General features: G+C 71.5%; 23 protein-coding genes. 15 read left to right on the top strand and 8 right to left on the bottom strand.

Features of this window, described 5'->3' with window-relative positions:
• Nucleotides 1-530 precede the first annotated feature (530 nt).
• From EV371_RS07390 to EV371_RS07400, 3 genes are all read left to right on the top strand, one after another.
• Nucleotides 531-1,148 (top strand): DUF4360 domain-containing protein, encoded by a 618-nt coding sequence (locus tag EV371_RS07390; protein WP_130461390.1) that lies wholly within the window; start codon nt 531-533, stop codon nt 1,146-1,148.
• A gap of 248 nt (nt 1,149-1,396) precedes the next feature.
• Nucleotides 1,397-2,044 (top strand): DUF4360 domain-containing protein, encoded by a 648-nt coding sequence (locus EV371_RS07395; protein WP_130461391.1) that lies wholly within the window; start codon nt 1,397-1,399, stop codon nt 2,042-2,044.
• A gap of 191 nt (nt 2,045-2,235) precedes the next feature.
• Nucleotides 2,236-2,874, top strand: a complete 639-nt coding sequence (locus EV371_RS07400; RefSeq protein ID WP_130461392.1) for a DUF4360 domain-containing protein — start codon at nt 2,236-2,238, stop codon at nt 2,872-2,874.
• A 430-nt stretch (nt 2,875-3,304) separates the two neighbouring features.
• On the opposite strand, the gene EV371_RS07405 is transcribed toward EV371_RS07400, so the two are convergent.
• The 3 genes from EV371_RS07405 to EV371_RS07415 all read right to left on the bottom strand — a co-directional run bounded on the left by EV371_RS07405 (nt 3,305) and on the right by EV371_RS07415 (nt 5,641).
• Nucleotides 3,305-3,736, bottom strand: coding sequence for a hypothetical protein (locus EV371_RS07405; protein ID WP_130461393.1), 432 nt, complete (start codon nt 3,734-3,736; stop codon nt 3,305-3,307).
• 197 nt (nt 3,737-3,933) lie between these two features.
• On the bottom strand, nt 3,934-5,136 hold the full coding sequence (locus EV371_RS07410) for a cation:proton antiporter domain-containing protein (protein ID WP_130461394.1): 1,203 nt from the start codon (nt 5,134-5,136) through the stop codon (nt 3,934-3,936).
• Between the two features lie 4 nt (nt 5,137-5,140).
• Nucleotides 5,141-5,641 (bottom strand): cation:proton antiporter regulatory subunit, encoded by a 501-nt coding sequence (locus EV371_RS07415; RefSeq protein WP_130461395.1) that lies wholly within the window; start codon nt 5,639-5,641, stop codon nt 5,141-5,143.
• A 97-nt stretch (nt 5,642-5,738) separates the two neighbouring features.
• Here EV371_RS07415 and EV371_RS07420 point away from each other — a divergent pair, with 97 nt between their 5' ends.
• The 8 genes from EV371_RS07420 (at nt 5,739) to EV371_RS07455 (ending at nt 14,207) form a co-directional block, all read left to right on the top strand.
• Entirely contained in the window at nt 5,739-6,866 is a 1,128-nt protein-coding gene (locus EV371_RS07420) for a hypothetical protein (protein ID WP_130461396.1), read from the top strand.
• Nucleotides 6,867-7,080: 214 nt separating this feature from the next.
• Complete coding sequence (clpB, locus tag EV371_RS07425) at nt 7,081-9,672, top strand: ATP-dependent chaperone ClpB (RefSeq protein ID WP_130461397.1); 2,592 nt, start codon at nt 7,081-7,083, stop codon at nt 9,670-9,672.
• A 74-nt stretch (nt 9,673-9,746) separates the two neighbouring features.
• Nucleotides 9,747-10,124, top strand: coding sequence for a hypothetical protein (locus EV371_RS07430; protein WP_130461398.1), 378 nt, complete (start codon nt 9,747-9,749; stop codon nt 10,122-10,124).
• Between the two features lie 189 nt (nt 10,125-10,313).
• Nucleotides 10,314-11,036, top strand: coding sequence for a hypothetical protein (locus EV371_RS07435; RefSeq protein ID WP_207230435.1), 723 nt, complete (start codon nt 10,314-10,316; stop codon nt 11,034-11,036).
• A 404-nt stretch (nt 11,037-11,440) separates the two neighbouring features.
• Complete coding sequence (locus EV371_RS07440; RefSeq protein ID WP_130465726.1) at nt 11,441-12,244, top strand: SDR family NAD(P)-dependent oxidoreductase; 804 nt, start codon at nt 11,441-11,443, stop codon at nt 12,242-12,244.
• Nucleotides 12,245-12,427: 183 nt separating this feature from the next.
• The gene (gene pyrE, locus EV371_RS07445) at nt 12,428-12,967 is read left to right on the top strand and encodes an orotate phosphoribosyltransferase (RefSeq protein ID WP_130461399.1); all 540 of its coding nucleotides are present in this window, start codon (nt 12,428-12,430) and stop codon (nt 12,965-12,967) included.
• A gap of 57 nt (nt 12,968-13,024) precedes the next feature.
• Entirely contained in the window at nt 13,025-13,402 is a 378-nt protein-coding gene (locus EV371_RS07450) for an ArsR/SmtB family transcription factor (protein ID WP_007073957.1), read from the top strand.
• Between the two features lie 94 nt (nt 13,403-13,496).
• Nucleotides 13,497-14,207 (top strand): class II aldolase/adducin family protein, encoded by a 711-nt coding sequence (locus EV371_RS07455; RefSeq protein WP_130461400.1) that lies wholly within the window; start codon nt 13,497-13,499, stop codon nt 14,205-14,207.
• Nucleotides 14,208-14,384: 177 nt separating this feature from the next.
• Here EV371_RS07455 and EV371_RS07460 read toward each other — a convergent pair whose 3' ends face one another.
• From EV371_RS07460 to EV371_RS07470, 3 genes are all read right to left on the bottom strand, one after another.
• Nucleotides 14,385-15,098 (bottom strand): VTT domain-containing protein, encoded by a 714-nt coding sequence (locus EV371_RS07460; protein WP_130461401.1) that lies wholly within the window; start codon nt 15,096-15,098, stop codon nt 14,385-14,387.
• A gap of 248 nt (nt 15,099-15,346) precedes the next feature.
• Complete coding sequence (locus EV371_RS07465; protein WP_130461402.1) at nt 15,347-17,938, bottom strand: polynucleotide kinase-phosphatase; 2,592 nt, start codon at nt 17,936-17,938, stop codon at nt 15,347-15,349.
• A complete protein-coding gene (locus tag EV371_RS07470; RefSeq protein WP_130465727.1) occupies nt 17,935-19,533 on the bottom strand; it encodes a 3' terminal RNA ribose 2'-O-methyltransferase Hen1 in 1,599 nt (532 codons plus the stop codon). Before EV371_RS07470 ends, EV371_RS07465 begins: the two co-directional genes overlap by 4 nt.
• Before the next feature lie 123 nt (nt 19,534-19,656).
• On the opposite strand from EV371_RS07470, the gene EV371_RS07475 reads away from it, so the two are divergent.
• Both EV371_RS07475 and EV371_RS07480 read left to right on the top strand, forming a co-directional pair.
• Nucleotides 19,657-20,142 (top strand): SigE family RNA polymerase sigma factor, encoded by a 486-nt coding sequence (locus EV371_RS07475; RefSeq protein WP_130461403.1) that lies wholly within the window; start codon nt 19,657-19,659, stop codon nt 20,140-20,142.
• On the top strand, nt 20,139-21,290 hold the full coding sequence (locus EV371_RS07480) for an LCP family glycopolymer transferase (protein WP_130461404.1): 1,152 nt from the start codon (nt 20,139-20,141) through the stop codon (nt 21,288-21,290). The genes EV371_RS07475 and EV371_RS07480 overlap by 4 nt, the downstream gene beginning before the upstream one ends.
• A 21-nt stretch (nt 21,291-21,311) precedes the next feature.
• Here the strand turns inward: EV371_RS07480 and EV371_RS07485 are convergent, their stop codons facing one another.
• Nucleotides 21,312-21,527, bottom strand: coding sequence for a hypothetical protein (locus EV371_RS07485; RefSeq protein WP_130461405.1), 216 nt, complete (start codon nt 21,525-21,527; stop codon nt 21,312-21,314).
• A gap of 135 nt (nt 21,528-21,662) precedes the next feature.
• On the opposite strand from EV371_RS07485, the gene EV371_RS07490 reads away from it, so the two are divergent.
• The gene (locus tag EV371_RS07490) at nt 21,663-22,043 is read left to right on the top strand and encodes a phage holin family protein (protein ID WP_130461406.1); all 381 of its coding nucleotides are present in this window, start codon (nt 21,663-21,665) and stop codon (nt 22,041-22,043) included.
• 222 nt (nt 22,044-22,265) lie between these two features.
• On the top strand, nt 22,266-23,294 hold the full coding sequence (gene fbaA, locus EV371_RS07495) for a class II fructose-bisphosphate aldolase (RefSeq protein ID WP_130461407.1): 1,029 nt from the start codon (nt 22,266-22,268) through the stop codon (nt 23,292-23,294).
• Between the two features lie 125 nt (nt 23,295-23,419).
• On the opposite strand, the gene EV371_RS07500 is transcribed toward fbaA, so the two are convergent.
• Nucleotides 23,420-24,685, bottom strand: a complete 1,266-nt coding sequence (locus EV371_RS07500) for an SLOG cluster 4 domain-containing protein (protein WP_165436627.1) — start codon at nt 24,683-24,685, stop codon at nt 23,420-23,422.
• Nucleotides 24,686-24,948: the final 263 nt, after the last annotated feature.

Raw genomic sequence — 24,948 nt, forward strand, 5'->3', positions numbered from 1 at the left:
GCCCGCCTGATACTCCCCGGCCGTCCCGGATCTCCTGCGAGGTCCGGGACGGCGGCGGGTCTTTCGGAGACCGACGGTTCTCGCATGTCGGGACACGGGCGACCCGATGGCGCTCCGAAACCAATACCCCGGGTGTTTCGCGAACATTACGCCCGAATCTCGGAATCCGTTAGTCGCAGGCTCTGAAACCATTACCCCCGGCCGGCTCCGGAGGCTTCACCGTACGAAGCGGGTGACGTCGGAGTCAGCGGATCCGCCGATCTTCGGATCTTCCGTCGGACGCCTTGGTGAAGGTCATGAAGCGTCATGTCGCTCCCGCCCGGCATGGGTAAGGGGCGGCGGGTCGCCGGGTCGTGTCCGGGTGCCATGCTACGGCGTGGCCCGTGGATACCTGCGGCTTGATCGATGAGAATTGATCAGCGTTTCTTAAAATGTGTATGGTTACAAGATTGTTTAATTGACGACCATCAATGTCCTGGCTATGGTGGGCTGCGGGCGCGACCGCATCGCGACGACCGGAAGGAACTACCATGCCCAACGTGATGGCTGTCGGCGGCGTACTCGCGGCATTGTTTGCCTCGACGGTAGCTACCGAGCCCTTGGTGACCCCCGCCGAGGGGATCACCATCAGCGTGGAGACCGTCAACGGCTCGGGGTGCCCGGCGGGGACCGCCCAGGTCAGCACCGCCGCGGACAACACGGCCTTCACGGTCAGCTACAGCGACTACTTCGTCCTGGCCGGCGCCGGGGCGAAGCCGACCGAGTTCAGGAAGAACTGCCAGCTCAACCTGCGAGTGAAGATCCCACAGGGCTTCACCTTCGCGGTGTCCCAGGTGGACCTGCAGGGCTTCGCGTACCTCCAGCGCGGGGCCAGCGGTTCGCAGCACTCCAACTACTACTTCATGGGAAGTTCGTCCAACGCGCAGCAGAGCCACGAATTCACCGGGCCGTACAGTGGCGTGTGGCGGACGTCCGAGCGGGCCTCGACACTGATCTACGCGCCCTGCGGCCAGGAACGCAATCTCAACGTGAACACCGAACTGCGGGTGGATGTCGGGGACTCGGAGAGTGGTACGAGCTTCATGGCGATGGACTCGACCCGCGGCAGTGTGCGCAGCGTCTACCACCTCAGTTGGAGAGAGTGCTGACGCACTGCCGTAGCAGCGTCCCCCGGGGCGGTCCGCTAAGTTAGCGCGAAGGGCCCCCGAGTCGGCCGATGGAATGGTGAATGTCCATCGAGCTGATTCGGGGGCCCTTGTGCTTTTCGGTGTCGCTCCTCGTCCTAGCACTCTTCCCGCCGTTGTGCATTCAGGTATAAGACATTGACGAACATCAATAAATAGAGTTAGGGTACAAGTACGCGCGCGACATTATCGGCACGATCGGGAGGGAACCCATGATCAGTGTGCTGGCCATTGGCAGTCTCGTTGCTTCGATGCTCGGCGGCGCGATTGTCATCCCGACGGATCCGCCCGTGGAGCCTCCGGCAGAGAAGATTGTCATCGAGGTCATTACCATCAATGGTTCGGGTTGTCCGGCCGGGACCGCGGCCGTCGCGGTCGCCCCCGACAACACCGCCTTCACGGTGACCTACAGCGACTATCTCGCCCAGGTCGGCGTGGGGGCGCGGCCGACCGACTCGCGGAAGAACTGCCAGCTGGCCCTGCAGGTGCACGTCCCGGAGGGCTTCACCTACGCAATCCTCCAGGCGGACTACCGCGGCTACGCCTACCTGGAGAACGGTGCGACCGCGGTGGCTCGGGCGAACTACTACTTCCAGGGCTCCTCGCCGACGACGTACCGGAGCCACTCGTTCAGCGGCCCGCTGAACGACAGCTGGCAGACGACGGACACCGAGGAACTGACCTCGGTGAGCTACGCGCCCTGCGGTGAGATGCGCTTCCTCAACATCAACACCGAGCTGCGGGTGAACGTCGGCACGTCCAACCCGGCGACCACCACCAGCTTCATGGCGATGGACTCGACGGACGGCGCTATCAACACCATCTACCACTTTGCATGGAAGAAGTGCGAAGAGGCCTGACGTGGGCCCTCCGGGTTGGGGTGCCGGATTCCTGTTCCGGCACCCCGGCCCTGGAGGGCGGGGGCCCGCCCGGTCGGCCTGTCGGGCCGGTGCGGGAACCGGTGAAGAGGGTCATCCAAGTTAATGGATGAAGTTCGATACATCGCGCGGGCAACGGCTCGCGCGACGATGACCGAAGGGAGCCCCGGAAAATGTTGCACACGTTAGTCATCGGCAGTCTGGCGGCGTCGTTAATGGGCTTGCCGGTACTCGACGACCCCGTACCGACCACCAACCCACCCGCCGAGCGCATCACCGTCGAGATCCAGACGGTCAACGGGTCGGGCTGCCGGCTCGGCACGGCGGCGGTCGCCACGGCGCCGGACAACACCGCGTTCACGGTGACGTACAGCGACTACCTCGCCCAGGCCGGCGCGGGCACGCTGCCGACCGACTTCCGGAAGAACTGCCAGCTGGTCCTCCAGGTGAACGTCCCGGGTGGCTTCACGTACGCGATCGGACAGGCCGACTACCGCGGCTTCGCCCATCTCGAACGCGGCGCCAGCGGCATGCAACGGGCGAGCTACTACATCCAGGGCACGTCGGCGACGGCGAGCGCGACGCACAACATCGCCGGTCCGATCAGTGACAGCTGGCAGACGACCGACGTCACGGACGTGGCCGAGCTGGTCTACGCCCCCTGTGGTGAGGTGCGGCTGTTCAACATCAACACGGAGCTGCGGGTGATGCGGGGCACGTCGGACCCGAAGACGACCAGCTTCATGATGATGGACTCCACCGACGGCAGTGTCAGTACCACCTACCACTTCAACTGGATGCGGTGCGAGTAGGCCTCGCCGGGACCGGGTCCCGGCGCGCCCGAAACAGGTCGGCATCCACGCACACCGGTACGACGACCGTCGTCCGGGGTAGCGACGATTCAAGCGAAGAACCCGGCTGGCGCTCGTGGAGAGGTACTTCGAGCGCCAGCTCTTCCTGGTCGATCCCGGTCGACGGCCCCGCCTGGCCCGCCCGAGGATCACCGCTGCGGGAGTCCGCCCGGCCCACCACCGGTTTCCGGCCCGCGGGGCCGGTGAGATCAGTAACCTGACTGATGGTGCGAGTCCCGCGGACGCGGTCCTCCGGTACGCAGGTCAGGTCCCGTGCACCGCGCCGGCACCGCAGGTGGCCGGTGGTCCGGGGTCCACGGGGGGTCCCGGCCCACCGATCGCCGTCGACCGGTCGGGTGCCCGGGGCAGCGTCAACGGTCGGATGCCCGGGTCAGCTCAGCCGGCGAGCCTGCCGGACCAGGCCGCCCTCGCACCAGTCGCGGTAGTCGAACAGCTGCGGCCTCGCCTGGAGCATCCGGGTGTTGTGCGCCCAGATGGCCATCGGCTCGTCGCCGAGCCGCTCCGCCTGCTCGACCAGCTTCCGCAGCCGCCGCTTCGGATGGGCCCGGAACTTGGTCCGGATGCCGTCCGCCGCATAGATGTAGAGGCAGTGCAGCGCGAACCGGCGGGCCGGACACGACTGGTCCATCGCCAGATCGAAGAGTGTGCCGATCAGTCGGTCGCCGGAGACCAGCAGGTCCCAGTCCTTCGGCATGGTGTGCAGCGGGACCGAGTCCGGCTCGTAGGCCCAGGCTCGAAGCTCGGCGGGAGACGGGTCCACCGGGTTGGCAAAGCCCCGGAACGCGGAGTCCTGCACGCTCAACGGGCCGCCTTTCCGCTCGCGCGGCTGCCGGGCACCCGGCCCCCGCAAGACCTTGGCTACTGCGGCGACACGGTAACGCGCTGTTGCCAGCCTGCGAAAGGGCCGTCACGTGCTATTTCATCAACCCGTTACGCCGTGGTGGAACCGGCGCATCGGTGATCCCGCCATGTGGGTCGCGGACCCCACCGCGCCCCGGTTCACTCCGGAGCCGGTGCCGGTGCCGGGCCACCGGCGGCGGCCCGGCGTAGCCACCGCTTGAACCAGGCGAGATCGGGCAGCCGGGCCAACATCGGCCCGGTCACCACGGTGATCAGCACGTACGCGGTGGCCAGCGGGCCGAGTTGCGGATTGACCACGCTGGTGGCGACGGCCAGCCCGGCGATGACGATGGAGAATTCGCCGCGCGGCGCCAGCGCCACACCGGCCCGCCACCGACCCGGCAGCCCGATGCCGACCCGCTTCGCCGCCAGGTAACCGGTCAACACCTTGGTGGCCATGGTGACCACGGCCAGTGCCAGCGCCGGCAACAGCACCGGAGGTATCGCCCGGGGATCGGTGTTCAGGCCGAAGAACACGAAGAAGACGGCGGCGAAGAGGTCGCGCAGCGGCGAGAGCAACTCCGTCGCGTTGTGTGCCACCGGCCCGGAGAGCGCGATGCCGACCAGGAACGCGCCGACCGCCGCCGACACCTGGAGCCCGGCCGCGATGCCGGCGACCAGGAGGGTCAGGCCGAGCACGCCGAGCAGCAGTGCCTCCGGGTCCCGGGCGGAGAGCAGCCGGGAGATGAGGTTGCCGTACCGGATCGCCACCACCAGCACCAGGACCACGGTGAAGACCGCGATGGTCAGTGCGATGCCGCCACCGAGCAGGCTCTGCCCACTGAGGATCGCGGTGACCAGCGGCAGGTAGAGCGCCATCGCGAGGTCCTCGATCACCAGCACCGACAGGATGACCGGAGTCTCCCGGTTACCGACCCGGCCGAGGTCGGCCAGCACCTTGGCGATGACTCCGGACGAGGAGACCCAGGTGACCCCGGCCAGTACGACCGCGCCGATCCAGCCCCAGCCGAGCAGCAACCCGAAGGCCGCACCGGGCAGCGCGTTGAGCAGGCCGTCGACCAGCCCGGCCGGGGCCGCGGCGCGCAGGTTGCCGACCAACTCGTCGGCGGAGTACTCCAGGCCCAGCATGACCAGCAGCAGGATCACACCGATCTCGGCGCCGATCTCGAAGAACTCCTCGCTGGCCGAGAGCGGCACCAGGCCGCCGTGCCCGAAGGCGAGCCCGGCGAGCAGATAGAGCGGGATCGGCGAGAGCCCGATCCGCCGGCTGAGCCGGCTGAGCAGTCCGAGAGCGAGTAGTAGCGCGCCTGTTTCGATTAGCAGGATTGTGGTGTGATGCATACGCTCAGCCGTCCGGGTCGGTCTCGGCGAGGATCGCGGTGACACCGTCGAGTCCCTGACGGGTGCCGACCACGACCACCACATCGCCGGCTTCGAACCGGAAGGTTGGGTCGGGTGAGGCGATCACCTCGCGCTCCCGGAGGACCGCGACGATGGATGCGCCGGTACGGGTGCGAGTCTGGGTGTCGCCCAGCGGCCGGCCGACGTACCGGGAACCGGCCGGGATGGCGATCTGCTCGGTGAGCAGCCCGGCGGCCTGCTGGCGCAGCCCGGAGAGCTGTCCCAGCATCAGCGAGGCGCCGAGGATGTCTGCCAGCGCCTCGGCCTCGTCGTCGGTGAGCGGAACGTCGGCGGTGCAGGAATCAGGATCGTCCGGGTCGTACAACACCAGATCCCGCCGACCGTTGCGGTGTGTGACTACACCTAGCCGGCGTCCGGAGGCGGTGACTACGTCGTGACGTACGCCGATCCCGGGCAACGCCGTCTGCTCCACACGTACTCGCACGCGAATTACCGTACCCGTTGTCGATCGAGAGCCGATAACGGCGTCGGGGGCGGAACCCCGCCATCGGGTGACGGCTCGTGTCCGGTGGAGGTGACCGATGCGTCTGCGTGAGGAGCGCACCCGACGGGTACTCGCGCCGGTCCTGGCCGTCGCGCTCGTCGCCGGCTGCACCGGCGGCCCGGTCGGCCAGGTCCGGCGGACCGCACCCGGCCGGCCGGTCGAGCCGGACCCGTCGGTGGAGTCGCGACCCGCGCGGCTGCCCCTCCCGCCGGCCGCCGTGCCGCACCAGATCGAGTTCCTGGACGCGGCGCGCGGCTACGTGCTCGTCGCCGACAACGGCGGGCGGACGGCCCTCGACGAGCCTGCACCGGACCCGTCCGGGCCGAACCCGACCAACCTGCTCTTCGGTACCGCCGACGGCGGGCGCTCGTGGCAGCGCCTGCGGCACCCGCACCCGGCCGGCTTCCAGCAGTTGTACGCCGGCAACGACCACCTGGTGCTCTGGGTCGAGCCGGCGCGGTGGTACGTCTCCAGCGATGCCGGTCGGACCTTCCAGCGGCACCTGGGTGAGCGGGCCCCGGCCGGGTACCACCGGACGCAGGGCGTCTACCAGGTCTGCTGTGACGATGACGAGTCGCCGACGGTGGTGCGGTGGACCGGTGAGGGCCGCCGGAGCGTGCCGGCCCAGCCGCCGGTGCCGGGTCTGCGCGGCGTGGCGTACGCCGGTGACCGGCTGCTCGCCGCCGGCTTGGCGGACGGTCGTGCGTACCCGGCCGTCTCGCCGGACGGCGGTCGGAGCTGGCCGATCGCCGGGTTGCCGGCGCTCGGCGGCGGCCTGTCGGGCGTGCTGCCGATGATGGCGGCCGACGGCGACGCCTGGCTGGTGGGGCATGCCGACGACCGGACCCGCTTCCCACGACTGTGGCGCCAGGCCGGTGCCGGAGAGCCGCCGGGCTGGGTGCCGGCCGACCCGGTGAATCCGCCGGAGCGCTTTGTCTCGGCGGTGCCGCTCGGCGCCGGGCGGCTGGCGGTGACCTCGCCCCGGGGGGTTGGACTGATCGAACGGGGCCGGTACGCGCAGCTGCCCTGGCCGGTCGGGGGCCACTACCTGCGGGTACTGGACGACGGTACGTTGTTCGCCGCGCACCCGCCCAGCGGCGAGGTGTGGCTCGGTCTGGGCTCCGGTACGGACCGGCGGTGGGTCGCCCTGCGGTTGACCGGTTGAGGAGGGCGGGCCGGGTGCGGCGGGTCGGGCCGCCGCGGGGAGCGGCGCCGGGCGACGAATGTGACTGATGTCACGCGGGCAGACTTGAGTGGAATAGACTCAACTCTGGTTGTGTCGTTCGTATTGGAGGTGGTGTCGCCGGGTGGCGGCGTCACCGCCCGCCACGCTGCCGATGCCGGACCGTGCCACGGCCGGCGGACCGTATTGGGAGCCCATGAACGCCGAACGTCTCACCACGAAGAGCCGCGAAGTCATCACCGGCGCCGTCGCGACGGCGAACCAGCGCGGCCACGCCACCGTCGAGCCGTGGCACCTGCTGCTCTCCCTGCTCGACACCGGCGGGTCCACCGCGGCCGGGCTGCTGCGCGCGGTCGGGGCGAATCCGGCCGACATCCGGCGGGCCGCCATCCGGGCCGTGGAGAACCAGCCGGCCGCCCGGGGATCCAGTGTCGCCGAGCCGAGCCTCTCCCGCGAGTTCGTCAACGCGATCGGCGCGGCCGAGCAGATCGCCCGACCGCTCGGCGACGAGTACACCTCGACCGAGCACCTGCTGGCCGGGCTGGCCCGGGTCGGCGGCGCGGTCGCCAGCACCCTCAAGCAGGCCGGTGCGACCGAGGAGGACCTGGTGGCGGCCTTCCCGGCGGTACGCGGCGGCGACCGCCGGGTCACCACCGCCGACCCCGAGCAGACCTACCGGGCGCTGGAGAAGTACGGCGTCGACCTGACCGCGAGCGCCCGGGAGGGCAAGATCGACCCGGTGATCGGCCGGGACGCCGAGATCCGCCGGGTGATCCAGGTGCTCTCCCGGCGTACCAAGAACAACCCGGTGCTGATCGGCGAGCCCGGCGTCGGCAAGACCGCGATCGTCGAGGGGCTGGCGCAGCGGATCGTCGCCGGTGACGTCCCCGAGTCGCTGCGGGACAAGTTGCTGGTCTCGCTCGACCTCGGCGCGATGGTCGCCGGTGCGCAGTACCGGGGGCAGTTCGAGGAGCGGCTGAAGTCGGTACTGGAGGAGATCAAGAACTCCGACGGCCAGGTCATCACCTTCCTCGACGAACTGCACACCGTGGTCGGCGCCGGCCGGGGCGAGGGCTCGATGGACGCCGGCAACATGCTCAAGCCGATGCTGGCCCGGGGCGAGCTGCGGATGGTCGGGGCCACCACCCTGGACGAGTACCGGGAGCACATCGAGAAGGACCCGGCGCTGGAGCGGCGCTTCCAGCCGGTGCTGGTCGGCGAGCCCACCATCGAGGACACCATCGGCATCCTGCGCGGGCTCAAGGAGCGCTACGAGGTGCACCACGGGGTGCGCATCACCGACGCCGCCCTGGTCGCCGCCGCCGGCCTCTCCGACCGGTACATCACCGACCGGTTCCTGCCGGACAAGGCGATCGACCTGGTCGACGAGTCCGCCTCCCGGCTCCGGATGGAGATCGACTCCCGGCCGACCGAGGTGGACGAAATCGAGCGGGCGGTACGCCGGCTGGAGATCGAGGAGATGGCGCTGGCCAAGGAGCCCGACCCGGCCTCGGCCGAGCGCCTGACGCGGCTCCGCAAGGAACTGGCCGACAAGCGCGAGCAGCTCACCGCGCTCAGCGAGCGGTGGAAGCTGGAGAAGGAGCACATCACCCGGATCTCCACCGCCAAGGAGGAGCTGGAGCGGCTCGGCGGCGAGGCGGAGCGGGCCGAGCGGGACGGCGAGCTGGAACGCGCCGCCGAGCTGCGCTACGGCCGGATCCCCGAGCTGAAGGCCGCGCTGACCCGGGCCGAGGGCGAACTCGCCGGCCTGCAGGCCGACGGGGCGATGCTCAAGGAGGAGGTCGGCGCCGACGACATCGCCGCGGTGGTCGCCTCCTGGACCGGCATCCCGGCCGGCCGGCTGATGGAGGGCGAGACCGCCAAGCTGCTCCGGATGGAGTCCTCGCTCGGCGCCCGCGTGGTCGGCCAGGCCGAGGCGGTCGCCGCGGTCTCCGACGCGGTGCGTCGGGCCCGGGCCGGAGTCGCCGACCCGGACCGGCCCACCGGCAGCTTCCTCTTCCTCGGCCCCACCGGCGTCGGCAAGACCGAGCTGGGCAAGGCGCTCGCCGAGTTCCTCTTCGACGACGAGCGGGCCATGGTCCGGATCGACATGAGCGAGTACGCCGAGAAGCACTCGGTGGCCCGGCTCGTCGGTGCCCCGCCCGGCTACGTCGGGTACGAGGAGGGTGGACAGCTCACCGAGGCGGTGCGGCGCCGGCCGTACTCGGTGATCCTGCTCGACGAGGTGGAGAAGGCCCACCCGGACGTCTTCGACGTACTGCTCCAGGTGCTCGACGACGGCCGGCTCACCGACGGCCAGGGGCGTACGGTCGACTTCCGCAACGCCATCCTGATCCTCACCTCGAACCTCGGCTCGGCGGTCGTCTCCGACCTGACGCTGAGCGAGGAGGAGCGTCGGGAGGCGGTGCTCGCGGTGGTCCGCTCGCACTTCAGCCCGGAGTTCCTCAACCGGCTCGACGACATAGTGGTCTTCGCCTCGCTGACCGGGCAGGAACTGCGTGGGATCGTCGACATCCAGCTCGACCGGCTGCGGCGGCGGCTCGCCGACCGGCGGCTCGGCCTGGACGTCACCGACGCGGCCCGGACCTGGCTGGCCGATCACGGGTACGACCCGATCTACGGTGCCCGGCCGCTGCGTCGGCTCGTGCAGTCGGCCATCGGCGACCGGCTGGCGAAGGCGTTGCTGGCCGGCGAGGTGCGGGACGGCGACACCGTCCGGGTCGACCTGGCGGAGACCAAGGAGTCGCTGACCGTCGACCGGATCTGACGGACCTGACGGACCCGCCCCGCCCCGGCCCGCTCGGCGAGCGCTCCGGGCCGGGGTGGGTCACCATTGGTGCCATGACCGAGTTTCCGGGACAGGTCGACGACCTGACCGCGGCGGTACGCGAACTGGCCGGCGCCGATGTCGTCGCGTTCGGCGGGGTGGGCCTCGCCGGCCAGGTGTTGCCGCCGACCGAGGCGTACCGGGCCGTCGAGGCGGCACTGCCGGGTCGGGCCGGGGAGGTCCGTCCCCGGCTGTCGTGGTTGCTGGCGAACGGCTCGGCCGCCGGCAGGGCGTACGCGGCGACGCTGCTCGACCGGCTGGACCCGGCGGCCGGCCGGGAAGCCTGGCGGGGACTGCTCGGAGATCCGGCCGAGCTGACCACCTTCAGCGGCTGCCTGATGGACCGGACCACCCTGGGCGAGTACGCCGCCGCCCGGGTCACCCCAGGCTGAGGCAGGTTCGCCGACCGCGGTCCGCACCGGTGCACGCCGCACCACCCAGCGGCGGTTTACCAGGAAACGACCGCGCCGGTACCGATACGGTGGTCCGGAATCTGGGAGAACCGATCCGGGAACACCCGATCCGCCCAAGCCGATCCCGGGGCCCCCGAGTCGGGGGACCCGCGCCAGGAAAGGAGAGCCGTGTCGGAACCAGCCAATCCCGCGTCGACCGCTAGGCCGCGCCCGGGCACCGTCACCATCGCCACCTACCTGCTCTACCTGACGGCCGCCATGCTCGCCGTCACCGCGGCAGTAGGCTTCGCCACGCTCGGCGCCATCTCGACGGCCTTCCGGGATGCGTACGCCGGTACCGCCGCCGAGGGTGCCGAGGGGTTCGCCGTCGCCGTCACCGCATTCGGCGCCGTACTGCAACTGCTGATCGCCATCGGCCTGGTGGTGCTCGGCGTGCTGAACAACCAGGGCCGCAACGCCGCCCGGATCGCCACCTGGGTGGTGGGCGGCATCGGCGTCTGCTGCACCGGGCTCGGCCTCGCCGGCACGGCGACCTCGGGGATGAGCACCGGGGGCGCGGAGGACCTGCCGGACACGGCCGAGATCCAGCGCCGGCTCGAGGCGGAAGTGCCGTCCTGGAGCGAGCCGGTCACGACGGTTCTCTCGATCATCGCGCTGCTGGCGCTGCTCGGTGCGATCGTCCTGCTCGCACTGCCCGCCTCGAACGAGTTCTTCCGCAAGCAGCCGCCCGGCTGGGAGCCGCCGGTGCCAGGTGCGGCGTACCCGGAGCAGCCGCCCTACCCGGGCCAGCCGTCGACCCCCGGCGCCGATCCCGGGTACCCGCAGTACCCGCCGGCCGGGCCGCCGTCCAACCCGCCCGGCAACCCGCCGTCCAACCCGCCGTCCAGCTGAGCCTGCGCACCCGGATCCCCCGGTCGGCTCCGGCCGCCGGGGGATCCGGCACGTTCGGCGGCCGGCGACCAGCCGGGTGGCGGCGGGGGCGAGGCCGGCGGGTGGCGGCCGGGCGAGGCCGATGTCCGGGCGTGCCGGCGGAGTCGGGCTCCGCCCGGTGCCGGTCTTTTCCGATTCCGGACCCTCCGCTACCTTGTGGGAGCGGTACCGGTGGGCCCGGCAGGTACGACCGCCGGGTGCGGCTCGCGTCGCGCTCCGCCTCCGTCGATGCCGCGCCGGAACGAATTCTGCGGTACGCCCGCGAAGTCGTCCCGTACGCCCGCGAAGTCGTCAAGGTGAGGAAGCCAGTGCCAGCAGCCCTTCCCCCGCCGGACGCCGGCTCCGATGCCGGCGCGCGCCCGGGGATGGGTCGGAGCGGTGCCCGGCGCGCCCTGGTCACCGGCGCCACGGCCGGGATCGGCGCCGCGTTCGCCCGGCGGCTCGCCGCCGACGGCTACGACCTGCTGCTGGTGGCCCGCGACGCCGACCGGCTCGCGGAGTCCGCCGCCGAGCTGACCGCCCGGCACGGCAACACGGTCGACGTCCTCCCGGCCGACCTCGCCACCGATCAGGGGTGCGGCTCGGTCGAGGAGCGGCTCTCCGATGCGTCGGCGCCGGTCGACATGCTCGTCAACAGCGCGGGGATCAGTCTCAACCGGTCCTTCCTGCACTCGACCGTCTCCGACGAATCCCGGCTGCTCCGGCTGAACGTGCACGCCGTGCTCCGGCTGACCCTCGCCGCCCTGCCCGGGATGACCGGGCGGCGCCACGGCGCAGTGATAAATGTCTCTTCCGTCGCGGGCTTTGGGCCGGTCATGCCCGGGTCGACGTACCCGGCCAGCAAGGCGTGGGTGACCAACTTCAGTGAGTCGGTGGCCCAGTCGGTCCGGCCGATGGGCGTACGGGTGATGGCGCTCTGCCCCGGCTACACCCGTACGGAGTTCCACGACCGGGCCGGCATCAACATGTCGAAGACCCCGGACTGGATGTGGCTGCGCGCCGACGACGTGGTGCGGGATGCCCTTCGTGACCTGGATCGGGACCGTATGGTCAGCGTCCCGGACTGGAAGTACAAGGTGGCGGTCTTCGGCCTGCGGCACGCGCCGGGCAGGATCTGGCGGGCGGTAGCCAAGGACGCCCGGGGTCGGACCGGCCGCGGGGAGTTGTGATCCGGCCGTACGACGTGGTTCCGGCGCTCCGGACGCGGCGGTGAGGACACCCGACCGCAGGCAAGATTCAGTGCGGAGAGTAGCCGATTTTCGGTCCCGTCGGCCACCGCAGTAGCGGCGCGCACCGCCCTGTCACCGGGGCGACCATCCGGCTCTCACCTTGGCGCAGTACCCTTACCGGCCATGGGGGACCACGACGACCTGCGTAAATTCATCACTGACCTTGCCGTCGTGCACGGTCGGGTGGTGCTGTCCTCTGGTCGTGAGGCGGACTGGTACGTCGATCTGCGGCGCGTGACCCTGCATCACGCGGCGGCACCGTTGGTCGGCCGGACCATGCTCGACCTCACGGCGGGCTGGGACTACGACGCGGTTGGCGGCCTGACGTTGGGTGCGGACCCGATCGCCGTCTCGATGCTGCACGCCGCCTCGGCGACGTCACGTCGACTCGACGCTTTCGTGGTGCGCAAGGCCGGCAAGACGCACGGGTTGCAGCGCAGGATCGAGGGGCCGGAGGTGAGTGGTCGCCGGGTGTTGGCGGTGGAGGACACCTCCACCACGGGAAGCAGCGTGCTGACCGCAGTGGAGGCGTTACGGGAGGCCGGAGCCGAGGTCGTGGGCGTGGCGGTTATTGTTGATCGTGGGGCGGGCGAGGCCGTACGAGCCGCCGGATTGCCATACCGGGCAGCCTATACGTTGGCTGACCTCGGCCTAGTGGCCTAAAAGTTTGCCGATTCGGATCTGCTGATATGCAGGCGGGTCGATGCTGCTGGTGGAAGGATGGAATACGTGGGAACTGCGTTGGCCGAAATGACTATGCCTCAGATCTCGCCGCTTGCCGGCGAGCCGATCGAGCGCGCCGATGCTGAGCGGCTGGCGGGGGTCCTCAAGGCCCTTGCCGACCCCGCTCGGCTTCGACTGCTCAGCCTGATCCAGTCGGCACCGGAGGGCGAAGCGTGCGTGTGTGACCTCACCGCGCCGCTTGGTCTCTCCCAGCCGACGGTCAGCCACCACCTCCGTATCCTCACCGAAGCCGGCTTGCTGGAGCGGGAGAAGCGGGGCGTGTGGGCTTACTACCGCCTGGTGCCGACGGCGATCGCCACGATCGCCGACCTGCTGACCCCGCCGCGTAAGCGAGCCACGAAGAAGGCTCGCTGAATCAGCGCCTGGTCCGTCTGGTGTCCGTCCTGTCCAGGACGGCGCCAGACGGTCCGACCGCTGCTGACGTGGTGGGGCGGGGTGGGCTTCCGGCGTGAACTATCTCCGGGGAGACCTGCGGGATCAGCTCGCGTACGTGGGGCAGGACGTCGTCCGGACCGGCCTGGTGGTCGGTTCCGGCGGCAATCTGTCCGCCCGGTCGCCCGACGGCGATTCCTGCTGGGTGACCGCTGGCGGCACCTGGCTGGACCGGCTTGACCGTTCTTCGTTCGTCCGGGTGCGCATACCGGACGGCTCCGTCCCGACGGACCGTCCCGCCGTGCCCACGGTGGCCGGCGAGGTGCGCCCGGACGTCTCGTCGAGGCGGCGGGCCCTGCCGACCAGCGAGGTCGAACTGCACCTTGCCACCTACCGGGCCCGGCCGGACGTGAACGCGATCGTGCACCTGCACCCGCAGACCGTGCTGTTGCTCGACGCGCTCGGCGAGCGGATCCGGCTCGTCACCACCGACCACGGCTTCTATCTGCGCCGGGTCACCCGGGTGCCGTTTCGGCTGCCCGGCACCGCCGAACTTGCCGAGTTGGCGGCCGACGCGACCCGGGACGGCACCAACTGCCTGGTGTTGAGCCGGCACGGCTGCTCGGTGCTGGCCGACAGCGTGGAGCTGGCGCACAGGCGGGCCGCGAACCTTGAGGAGGCGGCCCGGCTGACCTACCGGGCGCTCGTCGCCGGCCGGCTGTCCGAGCTGCCGGAGCTGCCCGCCGAGTTCCTGGCCCGGATCGACGACGGCGCGACCAACGTGTGAGCCCGGTCGTCTCGGCTCGGGCCGATGGCGGCGAGACCAGCGGGCCAACCACGCTGCGTCCGACGCGACCAGCGGGCCAACGACGCTGCCTCCGACGCGACCAGCGGGCCAACCACGCCGCGGCGCGGGCCAGCCACGCTCCGGCCGCGCCGATCCGGTGGCCGCGCCGTCGCCGACCTAGTAGCCGCGGCGGTGTCGCTGCACCTCCTGGGCCGCGTGCTCCAGCTCGGCCCGCTCGGCCGGGGTGGTGCCACGACGGGCGGCCATCCGGGCCCGGAGCAGCTCGATGATGATCGGGATCACCGAGACGAAGACGATGGCGATCAGGATGAACTCGATGTTCGCCTTGACGAACGGGATCTGGCCGAGGAAGAAGCCGAGCACGGTGACCCCGGTGCCCCAGAGGATGCCACCGACCACGTTGTAGACCACGAAGGTGCGGTAGCGCATCCCGCTGACCCCGGCGACGATCGGGGTGAAAGTACGGACGATCGGCACGAACCGGGCCAGAACCACCGACCGGGCACCGTACTTCTCGAAGAAGTCGTGCGCCTTGAGCAGGTTCTCCTGCTTGAACAGCCGCGAGTTGGGGCGGCGGAACAGCGCGGGACCGACCTTCTTGCCGAACGCGTACCCGACCTGGTCACCGGCGATCGCCGCGATCGTGATCAGCAGGCAGACCAGCCACAACGGGTAGGTGATGTACTGGCCGTCGGCGGTGAGCAGGCCAGCGGTGAACAGCAACGAGTCGCCGGGCAGGAAGAAGCCGATCAGCAGCCCGGACTCGGCGAAGACGATGGCCAGGATGCCGAGCAGCCCGAAGGTGGAGATCAACCACTCCGGATCCAGCCAATCCGGACCCAGGGCCAGCGTGGTGATGGGCGTCGGCACGAGGCGACCTCCGGAACTCTCGGCATGGCGCGGTGAAGGGTCCGCCAGCATGGTGGCGGGTACCACAGCAGTCTAGGCGGACCTTCCCGTCAGTCGCCGCGCGATGCCACCGCCGCCGGAACCGACACCGTCCGTCCGGCCGCTTCGCCCCCGACCGCCCCGGTCGACGCCGGAATCGACCGGTCGCCGACCAGGGGGCAAGGCGGCTCAGAGTCGGGATCGACCGGACCTCGACCAGGGCGGAGGGCTCAGAGTCGGGGATCGACCGGTTCCGACTCGCAGGCGAGGATCGCGAAGACCAGCTCGTGCCGCCGCCACAGCGGGGCGCCCTCGGCCAGCCGGTCCAGCGCGGCCAGGCCGAGCCCGTGCTCGCGCAGGGCCAGCCCTCGCTTGCGCCCCAGCGACCGGTGCCGGAGTACGGCCAACTGGTCCGGTTCGGCGTACTCCGGGCCGTAGATGATCCGAAGGTACTCCCGGCCCCGGCACTTCACACCCGGCTGGAGCAGCCGGCCGTCGGCGTCCCGGGCAGCGAGCCCGGCGTACGACTTCACCACCATGCCCTCGCCGCCGGCCCCGGTCAGCTCCAGCCACCAGTCCGTCGCCGCCGACACCGCCGCCTCGTCGGCGAGATCCACCACCTGGCGCCGGGTCGGGGTGAACAGCTCCGGATCGGCCTCGTGCAGCCGGTCGGCCATTGCCAGGTGCCAGCCGTGGTCCCGGCCGGCGTGCGAGGCGCCCTCGGTGGCGAGCACCGCGAACGGCGCCAGGGTCACCCCGACCAGCCCGTCGGTCGGCCGTACGTAGCTGCGGTACGCCTCGGTGTAGTGGTGCAGGTCGGCCGCCCGGCGAGCCATCCGGGCCCGCAGGTCGGCGACCGGCAGGTCCCGCCCGGCCGCCCGGTCCAGTACCTCCCGCACGGCCGGCAGCGCGGCCCGGCCCGCCGCACCGACCGGGGCGTACTGCTCCCGGATCAGCGCGCCGGCCTTGGCCGACCAGGGCAGCAGTTCGCAGTCGAGCAGCAGCCAGTCGGTGTCGAGTTCGGCCCACAGCCCGGCACTGCCGACGGCGGTGCGTACCCGGGCCAGCAGCGCCCGGTCCAGCCCGCCGCCGAAGAACGGCCGGCCGGTCCGGGTGTAGACCACCCCGTCACCCGGGCCGAACCGGCCGGTGGCGGCCGGTGCCGCCGGGTCGGCCTCGTCACGGCAGACGAGTACCACCGCCCGGGAGCCCATGTGCTTCTCCTCGCAGACCACCCGCTCGACCCCGGCCCGCCGGTAGTCCTCGAACGCCTGCGCGGGATGCTCCAGGAAGCCCTCGACGGTGGAGGTGGAGCAGGGCGCCATGGTCGGCGGCAGCCAGGGCAGCCAGCGCGGGTCGACGGCGAACCGGCTCATCACCTCCAGCGCCGCGGCGGCGTTCTCGGCCGGTACGGTCACCGTGCCGTAGCCGTAGTCGAGGTGCCGGCGCCCGGTGACGTCCCGCAGGTCCAGCCCGAGGTCGTCCCGCACACCGGCGGCCGGTCGGCCGGCCGCCCCGGTCGGTGCCGACGCGGCCGGGTCGACGGCCAGCGGCCGGGCCGGCGGGTAGTACTCCTTCGCCGCCGGCACCGAGACGAGTTCCCGGCTCGGGTAGCGCAGCGCGGTCAGCGTGCCGCCGAAGACGCAGCCGGTGTCGATGCAGATGGTGTTGTTGACCCACTCCGGAGCCGGGGTGGGGGTGTGGCCGTAGACGACCATCGCCGCGCCGCGGTAGTCCCGGGCCCACGGGTAGCGCACCGGCAGGCCGTACTCGTCGGTCTCGCCGGTGGTCTCGCCGAAGAGCGCGAACGCCCGGACCCGGCCGGACGCCCGACCGTGGTACTCGGCCTTGAGCCCGGCGTGCGCGACCACCAGCCGGCCGCCGTCCAACACGTAGTGGCTGACCAGGCTGTCGACGAACGCCGAGATCTCGGCGACGAAGCCGGGCTCCTCGGCGTCGAGCTGGGCCAGCGTCTCGGCCAGGCCGTGCGACACCCTGACGTTGCGGCCGCGCAGCTTGCGCAGCAGCTTCTGTTCGTGGTTGCCGGGCACGCAGAGCGCGGTGCCGGCGCCGACCATCCCCATCACCAGCCGGAGTACGCCCGGCGAGTCCGGCCCGCGGTCGACCAGGTCGCCCACGAAGATCGCGGTACGTCCCGCCGGGTGGGTGGCGTTCACCGGCCGCCCGTTTCCGTCGCGGTGCAGCGTCCAGCCGAGCCGGCGCAGCAACTCCTCCAGCTCGGCCCGGCAACCGTGCACGTCGCCGATGATGTCGAACGGCCCGGTCAGGTCCTTCCGGTCGTTGAACAGCTTCTCGTAGCGGATCTCGGCGGCCTCGATCTCCTCGACGCCGCGCAGTACGTGCACCTTGCGGAAGCCCTCCCGCTCCAGCCGCCCGACACTGCGCCGCAGGTCCCGCTGCATCCGGCCGAGTACCTGCCGGCCGAACGTCCGGTCCGGCCGGGCCTGCGTACGCTCCCAGCAGAGCGGTTCGGGCACGTCCAACACGATCGCCACCGGGAGTACGTCGTGTTCCCGGGCGACGGTGACCAGTCCGGCCCGGGCGTGCTGCTGGAGGTTGGTGGCGTCCACCACGGTCAGCCGGCCGGCGCGCAGCCGCTTTCCGGCGACGTGGTGCAGCACCTCGAAGGCGTCGGCGGAGGCGGACTGGTCGTTCTCGTCGTCGGCCACCATCGCCCGGAAGGTGTCCGAGGAGAGCACCTGGGTCGGCGCGAAGTGCCGGCGGGCGAAGGTCGACTTGCCCGAACCGGAGACCCCGACCAGGGCCACCAGGGCCAGCTCGGGAATGTCCAGCGTGCTCATCGGGTACCTCCTTCGTCGCCGTCGGCGCCGCTGCCGTCGGTTGTGTCGTCCCGGCGGGCTGCCGTGTCCGCCCCTGGAAGGGTGTGGCCGGCGCCGGTCGGCTGCTGTGTCGTGCCGGGCGCGGTCCGGGTGAAGAGCGCGAGCTGGGTCGGGCTGCCGACCTCGGGGTCGTCCGCGCCGACGCCGCTGATCGTGACCGCGTAGCCGTAGCTCGCGCCGACCGCACCCGCCCAGTCCGCGAACTCGGCCCGGGTCCACTCGAACCGGTGGTCGGAGTGCCGGAGGGCACCGGCGGCCAGCCCCGGATACCGCACGTTGTACTCGACGTTCGGGGTCGTCACGACCACCGTCTCCGGCCGGGCGTGGCCGAAGACGGCCGCCTCCAGTGCCGGCAGCCGCGGCGGGTCGAGGTGCTCGACCACCTCCATCAGCACGGCGGCGTCGTACCCGCGCAGCCGATCGTCCCGATAGGTCAGCGCGGACTGCCACAGCTTGATCCGCTCGCGCTGCCGGGGCGGCAGACGGTCCAGCCGCAGCCGGCGTTCCGCGATCGCCAGCGTCCGGGACGAGACGTCGGTGCCGACGATCTCGGTGTACCGGCGGTTGCGGACCAGTTCGGTCAGGAGCGCGCCGCCGCCGCAACCGAGGTCGAGCACCCGGGTGGCGCCGGAGCGGTCCAGCGCATCCAGTACGGCGGCCCGGCGCAGCGCCGCGAGCGGCTGCCGGTCGACGGTGGCCGGCAGCCCGGCCTCCTCGTCGGCCCCGCCGTCGGGCTTCTCCACGACGGTGTCCAGGTCACCGGGCTCGTCGACGAGCCGCTCCTCGGCGAGCCGGGCCAGCGCGGCGCCGGCCAGGGCCCGCCGGTGGGCCAGGTAGCGGCGGATGATCAGCCCTCGTTCCGGATGCTCCGCCAGCCAGCCGGCGCCGGCCCGGAGGAGCTTGTCGATCTCGTCCGGTGCGACCCAGTAGTGCTTGGCGTCGTCCAGCACCGGCAGCAGCACGTACAGGTGGTTGAGCGCGTCGGCGAGCCGGAGCGTGCCGGTGAGGGTGAGGTCCACGTACCGGCTGTCGCCCCAGTCGGGGTGGGTGGGGTCCAGCGGGATCGGGGTGGCGGTCACCGTCCAGCCCAGCGGAGCGAAGAGCCTGCCGGCCAGCTCGGCCCCGCCCCGGCAACGCAGCGCCGGGACCCGCAGCTCCAGCGGGATCGGGGTGGCCGCCAGCTCGGGCCGGTCCTTCGAGCTGCCGCGCAGTGCCGAGCGGAAGACCGTGGACAGCGCCGACGAGAGCAGACTGGAGGCGGCGTACGCGCGGTCGTTGACGTACTGGCCGAGGGTGAAGCCGTCCGGCGTCGGGTTGCCGCCGCGCCCGGATCCGCCCTTCCTGGATCCGCCCCGCCGGCCCCGGCCGCCGGCAAGTGCCAGCGGATCGATGTCGAGCAGCAGGGCGGCGGTGCAGCGGTCGGTGCCGGCCTCCGGATACACCACGTACGCCGTACCGGTGGGCATCTCGAAGCTGTGCACCCGGTCGGGATGCTTCACGAGCAGGTAGCCCAGGTCGGTGGCGGGCCGGTGGGTGGTGGTCACGGTGATCAACACGTCGCTCATGGTGCCAGCTCGCCGACCGTCCCGTCGCGTCGGTTAACCGTCGTCGGGACCGTCCGGCCCGCAACGTTTCGGCCCGGCCGAACCGTCCTCCTAGGGAAGAGGCCGGAGGTGCCCGTGACGTACGAGGAGTTCGCCGACTCCAGGCTCACCGCGCTGTTGCGCTACGCGGTGATGCTGACCGGCGATCCCCATCTCGCCCAGGATCTCGTGCAGGAGACGATGGTGCGGGTCCAGCTCAACTGGCGGCGGGTGGCTCGGGCCGACGTGCCCGACCGGTACGTACGCCGGATGCTGACCAACCAGTACCTCGACTGGCAGCGCGGCTCCTGGGTACGGCGGGTGCTGCTGCGCGCGGAGCCCGACGAGGCGGTGGCCGTACGCGCCGACCACGCCGAGACCACGGTGGACCGGGACCAGGTGTGGAGCTGGCTGTCCCGGCTGCCGCGCCGGCAGCGGGCCGCACTGGTGCTCCGGTACTACGAGGACCTGCCGGACGCCGAGATCGCCGAGGTGCTCGGCTGCGCGGTCGGAACCGTGCGGTCGTCCATCTCGCGCGCCCTCGCCACCCTACGGGCCGAATTCGTGGAGGCAGAAGCATGAGCGACGACGACATTCGGGTGTTCGACGACTCGCCGGGGTGCCGCGAGCCGGGTGGTGGCCGGGATCGGCGGCTGGTCGAGGACGAGTTGCGGGCGGCGTTCGCCCGGTACGAGTCGCTGACCCCGGAGTCCGGACCGGTGCGTGCGGCGATCGACCAGCGGGTGGTACGCCGACGCCGACGGCGGCGCGCCGCCCAGGTCGCCGGGGCCGCCCTCGCCATGCTCGGCGTGCTCGCGGTGCCGACGTTCAGCCGTACCGTGGCGCCGCCGTCGCCGGGGTCGGAGGTCGCCGCGCCGCCGCTCGCGGCCCGGCCGGCCGCCCCGGCCGCGCCGCTGGACTTCCTCGTCCTCGGCGTCGACGGCGGGAGCGGCCGGAGCAACGGCCACCGCGCGGACACCGTGCTGATGGTGCACGTGCCGGCGGACCGGAGCCGGCTCTATCTCGTCTCGCTCCCCCGTGATCTCGGGGTCGAGGTGCCCGGGCACGGCTTCGGCAAGCTCAGTGCCGCGTTCTACCTCGGCAGCCACCGTCCCGGGAGCCGGCCCGACCTGGCGGCCGGCGCCGTGCTGACCGAGCGGACCGTCACCGCGTTGACCGGCATCCGGTTCGACGGGACCGCGACCCTGACCTACACCGGGCTGCGCCAGCTGACCGACGCCGTCGGCGGGGTCCGGGTGTGCCTGCCACAGCAGGTGCGGTCGTACCACACCGCCCGGGTCTTCCCGGCCGGCTGCCAGCGGATCGACGGCGCCGCCGCGCAGGACCTGCTCCGCCAGCGTTACAGCCTGACGCAGGGGGCGCACGACCGGGACCGCAACGGGCAGCGGTTCGTCGAGGCGCTGCTGCACGAGGTCACCGACCCGGCCGACGGGCTCAACCCGGTCCGGGTCGCGGAGATCCTCCGGGCGGTCGGCCGGAACGTCGTCCTCAACCTTCACGGCACGACCCCGCTGGAGCTGCTCGACACGCTGCGGACGGTGGCCGCGGCGGACGCGGTGGGGATCGGCTGGACCTACCACCCGGAGCGCGGGCCGGGCGGCGGAATCGAGAGCCTGGACCCGGCCCAGAGCCGCAGCCTCTTCGAGGCGTTCGACCGGGACGCCCTGGCCGAGTGGGTCGACAGATACCCGGAACGGGTCACCCCCTGAACCGGAAGCCGGCGCCGGGGTTCAGCGGTAGTCGTCGTCCTGGGAGCCGACGACCCGGGCCTGCTCCAGGGCGTCCCACTCGTCGACCTCCAGCCCGCGCTGGACGTCCGGCTGGTCCTCGACGTTCGGGTCCGCGACGGTCGCCTGCTCCACGGCGTCCGCGGCCGGCGCCTCCGGGTCGCGCTCCTCGGGGGCGAGGTGGTCGCCGGGAGCGAAGTCCTCGTCGGGCTGGCCCATGTCCTACTCCTGCCGGTCGTGCCGCTGCTTCCACCGTACGGGTTGATCGGGTGCCCCGTACCCGGAGCACCGTGCCCGGTCCCGGAGCGGGCTAAACCGCCGGTCCAGTCCCGGATCACGTGCCACGATGAGTCGGTGGGCTTCCTGGTCAGGCTGGTGATCGGTGCGCTGGCGCTCTGGGTCACCAGCCTGGTGGTGCCCGGCATCGAGCTGACCGGGCGGTCGGCGCTGCACAACGCGCTGACCGTACTCGTCGTGGCGTTCATCTTCGGTGTGGTCAACGCGGTGCTCAAGCCGATCATCCGCGTCGTCGGCTGCGTCTTCTACGTGCTGACCCTGGGGTTGTTCGCGCTGGTCGTGAACGCGCTGCTCTTCCTGCTCACGGACTGGATCGCGCAGGTGTTCGACCTGCCGTTCGACATCGACGGCTTCTGGCCGGCCTTCTACGGTGCGATCGTGATGGCGGTGGTGAGCTGGTTGCTCGGTGTCGTGTGGCCGGGCCGGTCCGAACGCTGAGCCAGGGCCGGGTGGGTGAATTGGCGCGAGCGGACTACGGGATACTTCGGGGCGGGAGGACAGCGCGGTCCAGGCGTACCCACCGAGTCTTTTCCCACCTGAACCGCGCGACGCCCGCGCATCGACCCTCACCCGCGGAGCACGGACCGTGAGGGGAGGTGGGAAGAGGTCATCCAGACAGCGGCCGAGCAGGCCGAGAGCGGTTAGTAAGGAGCGTTTCACATGCCCATCGCTTCCCCCGAGGTCTACGCCGAGATGCTGGACCGCGCCAAGGCGGGCCGGTACGCGTACCCGGCGATCAACGTGACGTCCTCGCAGACCCTGAACGCGGCGCTGCGTGGCTTCGCCGACGCGGAGAGCGACGGCATCATCCAGGTCTCGACCGGCGGCGCGGAGTACCTCTCCGGCCCGACGGTCAAGGACATGGTGACCGGCGCGGTGGCGTTCGCCGCGTACGCCCGCGAGGTCGCCAAGAACTACCCGGTGAACATCGCGCTGCACACCGACCACTGCCCCAAGGACAAGCTCGACAAGTTCGTCCGCCCGCTGATGGCCATCTCGAAGGAGCGGGTGGCCCGGGGCGAGGAGCCGCTGTTCCAGTCGCACATGTGGGACGGCTCCGCCGTGCCGGTCGCGGAGAACCTGGAGATCGCGGCGCAGCTGCTCGACGAGGCGGCGGCCGGGCACATCGTGCTGGAGATCGAGGTCGGCGTGGTCGGCGGCGAGGAGGACGGCGTCGAGAACGCGATCAACGAGAAGCTCTACACCACCGTCGAGGACGGCATCGCCATGGTCGACGCGCTCGGCCTCGGCGAGAAGGGCCGCTACATGGCGGCGCTGACCTTCGGCAACGTGCACGGCGTCTACAAGCCGGGCAACGTCAAGCTCCGCCCGGAGATCCTCAACGAGATCCAGCAGGCGGTCGGCGCGAAGTACAACAAGGGCGACAAGCCGCTCAGCCTGGTCTTCCACGGTGGCTCCGGCTCGCTGCTGTCCGAGATCCGCGAGGCGCTCGACTACGGCGTGGTGAAGATGAACATCGACACCGACACGCAGTACACCTTCACCCGGCCGGTGGCGGACCACATGTTCCGCAACTACGACGGCGTACTCAAGGTCGACGGTGAGGTCGGCAACAAGAAGATGTACGACCCCCGGGTCTGGGGCAAGCAGGCCGAGGCGGGCATGGCGCAGCGGGTCGTCGAGGCGTGCGAGCACCTGCGCTCGACCGGTACGACGCTGGCCAAGTAGCTCCGGCGCTCCACTCCGGCGGAGGGTGGGCCACGGTCCCGGTCCGGGAGAGCCCGGAACCCGACCCGGCCCACCCGACCCGGCCCACCCGCCCCGGCCCACCCGACCCGGACCGGGGCCTCCGGTCATCCCCTGGTGAGCAGCCGGACGGCCTCGTGCACGTCGTCGGTGACGTGCACCGAGCGGGCCAGGTCACCGGTGGGCGCGAGGGCCAGCAGCGGGCGCAGCAGCGCCTCGATCGGCAGGGTCTGGGTCCAGAACGCGCTGTCCAGGAAGACGTACGGCCCGCTGTCACCGTCGGTGCCGTAGAACGTCTTGGTGGCCGCCTGGAACACCTCCTGCACCGTGCCGGCGCGACCGGCGGCGAAGACGATCCCACCCCGGGCCAGCCGGAGGATGGTGTCCTCCCGGATCGCGTTGGAGAAGTACTTGGCGATCCGGCCGGCGAAGAGGTTCGCCGGCTCGTGCCCGTACAGCCAGGTGGGGATGGCGAGCCCACCGCGCCGGGCCCACTCGTCCGGATCGGCGGTGTCCCGGCGGCCACCGCCGCCATTGCCGTTGCCGCCGCCGTTGTGGTTGCCGTTGCCGTCGCGCGGCTGCGGTACCGCCGGTGCGAACCGGGCCCGGACCCGGAGCGCGGCCGCCGTGTACGGCTCGTGGTCGGTGAAATCCGGGGCGGCGGCCAGCAGGTCGATCGCCGCGCCGAGGTCGGCCGCCGACCGATCGGACAGGTAGGCACCCAGGTTCGCCGCCTCCATCACCCCCGGGCCGCCGCCGGTCACCACCAGCCGGCCGGCCCGGGCGAGTTCCCAGCCCAGCGTCGCGGCCAGCCGGTACGCCGAGGTCCCGCGCGGTACCGCGTGCCCGCCCATCACCCCGACGACGGAACCCGGCCCGTGCCGGCGCAGCCAGGAGCGGGTGGCGTCGGCCAGTGCGTTGTCGATCGCGTGGTCGTGCAGCCGCTGGGCCAGCGCCTCCCGCAGCTCCGGCAGCGCACCACCGTGGACCCGGAAGTGTTCGTAGACCACCGTGTCGTACATCCCGGCGAAGCCGCCGGTGTCGAAGCCGGCAGCCAGCTCGTCGGCGGTGTAGAGCCGGGACGGATGCGTCGGGTAGGGCAGCGCCGCGAAGTCGGGTACCACGGTCGCGCCGCGCCGGACCAGCTCCGCCTCCACCTCCCGGGAGGCGAATCGACACCCGACGAAGAGGGTGCCGGTCAGGTCGACCGTGGTCAGGTCCGGCACCGGATCGAGATCCAGCCGGAGTCCCTGCACGGTCAGCCCGGCGAGGCTGCCGGTCCGGAGGTGGAGATTCAGTTCGGCGCGTGACTCGATCTCGTCGGCGGTGTCGTCATGCGGTTCGAGTACGTCGGCGGGGGGCGGGGTAGGCACCCCGCCATCCTGCCCCGGCCGGGCAAGCGGCCCGCCCAGCCCTGCGGCGGACCGAACGGAGCAGGTGAGCGGGGCTGCCCGGGCCGGACCGGCGAGAGCCCGGCGGCACCAGGCCACCGGGCTCTCAGTTACCGGGTCCTGGGGAGGCTCCGGATCTCTATTTGTAGTCCAGTGCCGCCCCGACCGCACCGGCCGCACGCGTGACAGATCCCTCAGCCTTTCAGTCAGTGAACCTGGCGTACCCCGCTCGCGACAGCCCGTTG

The sequence above is a fragment of the Plantactinospora sp. CNZ321 genome, assembly GCF_004217235.1.